The following is a 7524-nucleotide window of genomic DNA, read 5'->3' as shown; positions in this document are numbered from 1 at the left end:
CATATTGAAAACATTGTCACCAGCTGCCGTCTTTGCTGCTTTGATCAACGCAACAAATGTTTCTCTTATCGTCTCGCGGGGATGTTTCATTATTTCTGTTCTCGCAAGATAAGCTTATACATACCGGATTCAGAGGCTTGGACATCTGTGACCACGAANCGCAAGATAAGCTTATACATACCGGATTCAGAGGCTTGGACATCTGTGACCACGAAGTGCTCTTGAGAAGAGGGGGCTTTGTTGTTTTCAGGAGAGAGGACCACAATACTATCTTGAGGTTTTGGTGGTATTCCCCCGATGTCATTGATACAAAGATCAAGTTCCTTTCTTGCAATTGTGGTAGAGATTCTGCCACCGGCTTCCGATTCCGAATGTTTAATGCCGTAAATCGCTGTGATACGAAAAGATTGCTGGTTGTCTTTTCGCGTGTAGATGATGGGCTGCCCAAAAGTGTTGCGCACATCTTTAACCATTTGGTTTAGCAGCCCGTTCCACCGCATGTTATTTCGCTCCTATAACTGCTTTGAACAGCATTTCAGGGCGGGTGCAAATATAAAGCGGATAGCTATAGACTTCCGGTTTTACCCATGCATTACGGTCGTGGTCGACGATAAGCATCGTGTAGAGAGGTCTTCCAACCGTGTTGGCAAAATCCAAGCTTTCACCAGGAGCAAAGGTTTTTTGGAAGACACCAGGTGCATCAACAGGAAAGAATTGACATTCATCCGGCTTAATGCCTATAGCGCGCTTTGTTCCAGCCTTCGCACTCACATTATAGTTGTGAATACTCCGGTAATTAATGAAAGTCACACCCGCAAAGTCAAAACTGCCAAAGCTCCCAGAGCCAATCGAACTTGGTGTTGCAACACCTCCGGCGCTATTGAGTGTCTGTGCTAAGGCTGTGTTTAAATAGGTCTCACGAATTGTTTTATGGTTTTTCAACTTGGAAAAGAATTCATTACCACAAAGCCCAATAATCCGCGAACGATCAGAAAATGCTCCTTTTGAAGCTTCAATCATCCTCATAATGACTTGATCAACATTGTCAGCAACATTGGTTGTTTCTGTATTTAGTTTAAAGTCAATGGGCTTTGGTGGTGCGATTTCCCATTCTTTGTACCAATCGACAATAACAGAGCCATCGGCATCAAGAACCACCCCTTGAACAGCGCCAAGTTGCATATTTTCCCATGTCAATTCTATTTCAGAAATCAGTTTCTTTTGTTTTCTGGCAATATATTTCATTGCTGTCTCTAACTGATCTTCTGCGCCAAATTCACGACGGTTCTGGATTTCTTCTGATTTCACCGTATCACTTTTGGCAATCCGTGTTGTTTTGAAAAACCGAAGATTACGACCCTCTCTATCACCTTCTGCCAAAGGTGCGCCACGTTCACTGGTTTGAATAAGCGAAAATGTATTATCACGCCGTTCAATACCAACCACTGTGGTACTGGTTTCAACTTCCTCAAAAAGATTAAGAGAGCTTACAAGACCAGGTTGAAACTCATAGTTTTCAATGGCTTTCATCATTGTGATGCTTGAGAAAGCATCATGTTTAAAAAAATTCATATCCATGTGTGCATTCTCCTATCGCAATAGAATGTTGTTATGGTCTTCTAAAGACTGAATGGCTGCTTTCTTTTGCTCATCCGTGATGGCATCTGGCCATAGAAGTTCAGAAGCTTTTACAGTGCATAAGCGTGCTGTAATCACGGCACGTTGATCTGCTTCTGTTGCGTCAATAGTGGCAAAAGAAATCCCTGCCGGTGTTTGACTGCCATCTGATGCTGCTGGATTAAGGGGGGTATATTTTTGTGATGCTGTAATTTTCCCCATGACAGTTCCAGCTTCAATGAATGCTCCTGATGCAAACAGCACTTCTTCATTTGACATATCGGGGTCGTAAGGTCCAAGATAAGCGCCATTGCGTACGTCGTCATAAATAATATTCGTCATTTCACTGCCCTCCAAGCTGCTTCCCATTTTGCGTGAATCTTTGCCTTGCTCGTCCCATCACTATGAGGGGTATAAGGCGAGACTTTTAAAGACGCGCTTTGAGAGCTAGCAGCCGTCAACACACACTGGCGTGCTTTCTCGATACTCATACCGTTTTGAATAGCTTTTGCTGCGTCAAAAGAAACGCCTAAGTGCTTTGCTTGCCTTTCAAGGGTTGTTAGTGCTTTTGCGCGCTTTCTTTCTTTTTCAAGAGCAGCTTTTATGTTTTCCTGCTTGTCCTCATTGTCTTCATCCTCATCTTCGTTTTCTTCTTCATCGTCGAAGTCTTCGGCGTTTTTGTCGATGTCACTATCGTCTTCGTCCTCTTCCTCGTCATTGATGATGTCGACAATCTTTTCGTCATCCTCTTCTTCAGCGCGGTATTGTGTGCGTGCCATGTGTTTTGTCCTTCTTTTTCTGTTGATGTTGGGTTTTGTGATATGGAATCCGTTAAAGCTTCCAACGCTTGCGCAAGAGTGCCCTGCGCATCTGCTAATCCAAGCGTGATCGCTTGGGTGCCTATAAAAGTTTCTGCTTTTGTGTCACGAATTGCAGCAGCATTTAAGCGTCTGTTTTGCGCCACCAAATCGACAAACATCTCGTAGAGCAGGGCGCAATCGGCTTGCATTTTTATCTGTGCTGTATCGCTCAAGGGTTCATGAGGGTTGCCATGGGTTTTGTGATCACCTTCAAAGACAAAGGTCCATTTATGCCCGTGTTTTTCATCTGCACGGGATTGGTCAAGATGGGCACAAACAACCCCAATCGAGCCCACAACCCCTGTGCGAGCTACCCATATTTGAGAAGCCGCACAAGCAATGGCATAAGCTGCAGAACAAGCAAACTCATTGGCATGTGCCCAAATGGGCTTGTCGTATTGTTTTGAGAGTGTTTGAAACTCTTCAACCAAATCAAACACACCACCGGCTTCTCCACCGCCGCTATCAATATCAAGTAAAACAGCGCGAACATCAGGTTGTGCAATGGCTTCACGAAAAGAAGCGCTTAAACCTTCATAAGAGGTTAGCCCCGATAAAGCCCCAAGCCATGCACCACGGCGCACAAGCGTGCCATGAACCGGTATTATGGCAACATTGTTTTGTACTACATAAGTTTCAGGGGGTCTTAAAGCTTCTGTATTCTCTTGCGAATAAGCTTCAATGGGAAACTTTTCTCCCTCAAAAAGGCGTGGTGCAAGAGCATTCAAAATGATATCAAGCTTTGTCGAGGCAAGCATATGAGGAACCCCAAAAAGCCGTGATGCCAAGAACGGCATATCAAGATTATTCACCATTTTTATGTGCCTCACTGCCTTGGTTACTTTCATAAGTTTCAGAAGGTTCTGAATCTGCGGTATCAATTACTTGATTGCTATCAGAGGTCGCTGCCATATCCGTGTCAAAAGATAAGCCGCGCGCACGAGCGTCTGTGTGCTCTTCTTGCAGTTCGGCATGAATGCTGTCGATATCAAAGCCACGCTCGGCAAGTGCCATGCGTCGTGTTTTCAAGCCTGCACGAATTTCTTCTTTTTCCGCTGAGATATCCTTGTTTGGATCAATCATTTCAAGCGGGGGTGCAAAGCTTTCACATTGAAGCCATGGCAAGGAATTTTCTTCCCACCCTGGCAAATTGACGCATCCAGCAAGCACTGCCATTTCAACAAAACGCTCCCAAACAATGCGGTTAAACTGAAAGGCAATAATATGTTCACGCCATTGTTTGACGTGCCGTCTAAACTGAATGATGGAGGTGCGTACATTTGAAAAATTCCCCCGCGTAACGTCTCCAGTCACAACGGCATAAGGCATATTAAGTGCTGCACAAATTTTCAAGATATTGCGAAATTGAAAAGCCTCATAAGAGCCACCAACCTCAACAGGATTTGAGAATGTAACTTCTTTATTCTCTCCTAAATAAAGAGATGCACCGGGCGCAATGACAGGTGCTTTGTATTCTTCTTCAACGTTGTTTTTATCACGATTATCGGATAATTTTTCGACGTTTGGTGAATTGTCCTTGACAAACGCCGCGAAAAGAGCCGCCGTCCTTTTTCTATCGAGTTCTGCGTCGTCATAGGATTCGAGTTGAAAGATCTTTGTCATAGCGCGCGTTATTTTTGGAGAACCGCGCAATTGTCCGGCAATACGGCGCTCTTTGATATGAATGACCATTTCAGCAGGGACACGCACGCGCTCTTGGCTCTCAAATGCCATATTTGCAGGGACATCATCATAGGGGTGATGTTCCCAGAAATGATAAGCAACGCGCTTGCCACTGGCATTAAATTCAATCCCCATACGAATGTAATTGCCTTCAATATCAGCCGGTCCATTGTAAGTAAGGTCTAACATTTCGGTGGGATAAACTTGTAATTGAAGCGGCACACCAGAGCGCCCGTAGAGGTCAACATAATGTAGTCTTACAAAACATTCACCAGTTAGAAAGACTTCTCGTGCAATGGTTGCTTGAAGTCCATAAAAATTGGCATCTTCATCATAGTCCGCCTCATCAACCCATTGCCACCATAAGTCTAAAAGCTTTTTCTTTTCTTCTTGAAAACCTTCAATGCGAGGATAAGGTTTAATCCCATCACTAACAGCCGCAGAGACCCATTCTTCAGTCGCAGAACCGTAAAGAGCTTCATTGTCATAAAGCCATCTTGAACGGGCAACAATGGTATCACCGCATTCTTCAATCGCTTTATTAATATGTTTTTTTGCGGGGTCAAAACCACCCATACGGCGGCTTTTGCTTGCCGCTTCAAAATGGGGATTGTGTTGACGAGAAATTTTAAAAAAGCCCGTGAGTTTATTGATAAAGCCAGCCATTAATAGCCTCGTGATATATTAAAATAGAAAACGCGTGAACGCTTGCATCCTTCAAGGTTGGCTATTTGTGTGTTCAGCATCTCAAGCGCTCTGCGCAGTTCCTCAACAGAGCGGTTACTGACTTGCTTATCGCCATGGCGTACCGATTGTGCACCTGAATAAAGAGCCTCTTCAATTTGTTCACGCCGCCTTTTTAAACTTTCCAGTCTGTTAATTTTGCTGTTAAATTGTCCTAAAGTTTCATCCACAAATTACCTCCAATCCCCTCGCATATAAGGATTCATCACTGTTCTGGATTGTTTCCTTTGAGGTTTTGCTATCTGAGATCTTCTTGGAGAAGTGAATGAAGAAATCCCAGATGTTGGTTGCTCTACAGAACCTTCAATTTTAAGTTTTTCCAAACGCTCTTCTAAGATATCAACTTCTCGATTAAGGTTTATTCCCGCCGAAATCAGACCTTGTAAAGCCGCATAAGCATAGACCCTACAATCCAAGGCTTCGTTTCTTGCCTTTTCACTTTTTTGCCATTCAATACGCTTGAAGCCTTTGAAATATTTGATGACTTTTCTTTCAGCGGTTAGCTGGTCAAAATATTCCTGGTCAAGGCTTTTGTGAAAGTGTGTTGCACCAGCCCCTGATGCTTCAGGTCCCGATTTTTTAAACCGTGCCGTGATAATATCTTTTGCCGCGTCAACACCAACAATATAGAGATTAATCTGCCCCTTATTGTTTTTGCTTGGTCGGCGTGGCCATACCGCACGCCATCCCGCTTGCCCCTTAATGCCCCAGATACGCCGCCCTTCACGCGGGCGTACATAATTATAAACTGCCTGTGTGTGTCCACCACCGGTATCAATGCAAGCCGCTGTTATCCTAATCCCCTCTTTATAGCCTGGATGCGGCCAACGTTTTGCAAGATATTCATCCAATTGGTCCCACACTTCAAAAGAAGAGGGATCACCAAGGATCACTTGATAATCAATATGCCAACTTTCTTCACTACGCCCCCATCCCACCACTTCAAGTTCCAAGCGGTCATTTTGCACATCAATACCAGCTGTCAACACGACGGATTGTTCTGGTGCAAGGGGATAATCTTCGCGTTTTGCATAGAGGCTATCAGGATCAACAACTTCGCCTGTTCTGTCCTCCCATGGCTCTCCAAGCACTGTATTAATAAAAACTTGCAAAAGAGCAGGGTCTTCTTTGGCTCTTAAAAATTCGCGCGCACAATCGCCCCAAGTCAGCCATGGCGAATAAAGCGCTGAAATATGGTAAGAACGCAGACGAGGCTTACTTGACTCCTGTGTTGCGATCCAACAAGCACCGTTTTCTTCTGCCATTAAGGTGGACTTACGATGTTCGGCATGTTCATGACCACAATGCGCACAAACAAAAACAGCTTTTTCGGGGGCGCCTTTTGGCCACTTAATTTGTGACCAAACAATGGGTTGTAGAACACCACATGCATCACAAGGGACATTGTAATATCTCTGATCACCTAGCACAAAATCCTTGGCTACACGGCTTGTGTCACGGTGTGTCGGCGTGGACAATTTAAAAATTTTACGTTGAATAAAAGCAGAGGTTCGTTTTTCCGCAATTGTTACAGGATCGCCTTCATTATCGACATTCAATGGGTAAGCATCGACTTCATCCAAAACCAAATAGCGAATAGGAGAAGAACGCAATCCAGCAGCACTATTTGCTCCTGTAATCATCAATGTCCCCCCATAAAATTCCTTTGAAAACATTGTATTTCCACTGTCTCTTGCACGAGCAGGAGCAATGCGTTCACTTAAAGCAGGGCTAGCTGAAATCATCGGATCAAGACGAGACTTTGACAGTTTCTTAGCGGTCTCAACTGTCGGCATTACATAAAGGGCAGGTCCTGGACTATGATGAATGGCATAACCACAAAAGTTCAACGCTGCTTCCGACATTCCAATCTGAGCCCCCTTCATCACAACCGTTGTTTCAGTCGGATCATAAACAGAAAGATTATCCATGATCTCTCGTAAATAGGGGGTACGTATAGTCCTCCATAATCCAGGCTCAGCACTCGTAACTGTGCTCAAATAACGATTTTTATCAGCCCACTGGGAAACAGTATAAGGCGGGTCAGGACGGCGTCCTTCATTCGCATAGCAAAAAAAGAGCCCAGCACCAGAGGACGAGGGCGAAGCATCACTTATCATGTTCTGGATTCTCTTCTAAAATGTTGGGATCGTGAAAAGAAACAGGGACGACATTTTCCACTAAAGCTTTGCGCATATGATGATCGATAGCTCCAATAAGGCTCGCAGCATCACATCCCACTTGCGCCGCAATTTCAGTACCAAAGCGATAGGCAAAATTGAGCATTGTATCTCGATGCGCTCTTCCAAAGTTCCATGCTTCTTTTCTCACTTCTTCACGATCAACAGTGGTTTCGCGTAACTTTTCCAGAGCAATCTTTTCTTTTGCTAGCGCAACTTGCATTCGCTCCAGTTTTATCTTGTATTCATTGGCTCCATCTGTGGAGGCTTGTTTGATCTTTGTCAGCGGTTGACCATCCGGTGCTAAAAATGGAGCAGGGCGCTTTGTTGGATTCTCATTCCAGATAGCTGTTGCAAGCGCTTCATTGACAGAACCATCTTCAAAAAGAGCCGCATCAAATTTACCTGTCTTTATCCGAGAAACCACTGCATTATGTGAA

Annotated in this window: 8 protein-coding genes; all 8 read right to left on the bottom strand. The window is 44.4% G+C overall.

All coding sequences use genetic code 11. The features are described from left to right. Positions 1-89 precede the first annotated feature (89 nt). Positions 90-500 (bottom strand): hypothetical protein, encoded by a 411-nt coding sequence (locus ACFIMM_RS03985; protein WP_375692633.1) that lies wholly within the window; start codon positions 498-500, stop codon positions 90-92. A gap of 1 nt (position 501) precedes the next feature. Beyond that, positions 502-1578, bottom strand: coding sequence for a major capsid protein (locus tag ACFIMM_RS03980; RefSeq protein ID WP_375682735.1), 1077 nt, complete (start codon positions 1576-1578; stop codon positions 502-504). Positions 1579-1590: 12 nt separating this feature from the next. After that, positions 1591-1959, bottom strand: a complete 369-nt coding sequence (locus ACFIMM_RS03975) for a head decoration protein (protein ID WP_375612361.1) — start codon at positions 1957-1959, stop codon at positions 1591-1593. Positions 1960-2218: 259 nt separating this feature from the next. Continuing rightward, positions 2219-3292: a S49 family peptidase gene (locus tag ACFIMM_RS03970; protein WP_375682734.1), complete on the bottom strand. Its 1074-nt coding sequence runs from the start codon at positions 3290-3292 to the stop codon at positions 2219-2221. Further along, complete coding sequence (locus ACFIMM_RS03965) at positions 3282-4826, bottom strand: phage portal protein (RefSeq protein ID WP_375682733.1); 1545 nt, start codon at positions 4824-4826, stop codon at positions 3282-3284. The genes ACFIMM_RS03970 and ACFIMM_RS03965 overlap by 11 nt, the downstream gene beginning before the upstream one ends. Further along, the gene (locus tag ACFIMM_RS03960; RefSeq protein ID WP_375682732.1) at positions 4826-5074 is read right to left on the bottom strand and encodes a phage head-tail joining protein; all 249 of its coding nucleotides are present in this window, start codon (positions 5072-5074) and stop codon (positions 4826-4828) included. The genes ACFIMM_RS03965 and ACFIMM_RS03960 overlap by 1 nt, the downstream gene beginning before the upstream one ends. A 3-nt stretch (positions 5075-5077) precedes the next feature. Further along, on the bottom strand, positions 5078-7024 hold the full coding sequence (locus ACFIMM_RS03955; protein WP_375661184.1) for a phage terminase large subunit family protein: 1947 nt from the start codon (positions 7022-7024) through the stop codon (positions 5078-5080). After that, positions 7014-7524: hypothetical protein (locus ACFIMM_RS03950; RefSeq protein ID WP_375692632.1), on the bottom strand; the 511-nt coding region annotated here is incomplete at its 5' end. The genes ACFIMM_RS03955 and ACFIMM_RS03950, both read right to left, overlap by 11 nt.

Origin of the sequence: Bartonella sp. AP258QHHD (genome assembly GCF_042196145.1) — a bacterium.
Taxonomy (GTDB): domain Bacteria; phylum Pseudomonadota; class Alphaproteobacteria; order Rhizobiales; family Rhizobiaceae; genus Bartonella.
This window is presented reverse-complemented; position numbering and strand designations above follow the sequence as displayed.

Bases quoted from the DNA above. Each gene is read 5' to 3' on its own strand.
- ACFIMM_RS03965 (WP_375682733.1), bottom strand. From the start codon at position 4,826: ATGGCTGGCTTTATCAATAAACTCACGGGCTTTTTTAAAATTTCTCGT.
- ACFIMM_RS03975 (WP_375612361.1), bottom strand. From the start codon at position 1,959: ATGACGAATATTATTTATGACGACGTACGCAATGGCGCTTATCTTGGA.
- ACFIMM_RS03955 (WP_375661184.1), bottom strand. From the start codon at position 7,024: ATGATAAGTGATGCTTCGCCCTCGTCCTCTGGTGCTGGGCTCTTTTTT.
- ACFIMM_RS03970 (WP_375682734.1), bottom strand. From the start codon at position 3,292: ATGGTGAATAATCTTGATATGCCGTTCTTGGCATCACGGCTTTTTGGG.
- ACFIMM_RS03980 (WP_375682735.1), bottom strand. From the start codon at position 1,578: ATGGATATGAATTTTTTTAAACATGATGCTTTCTCAAGCATCACAATG.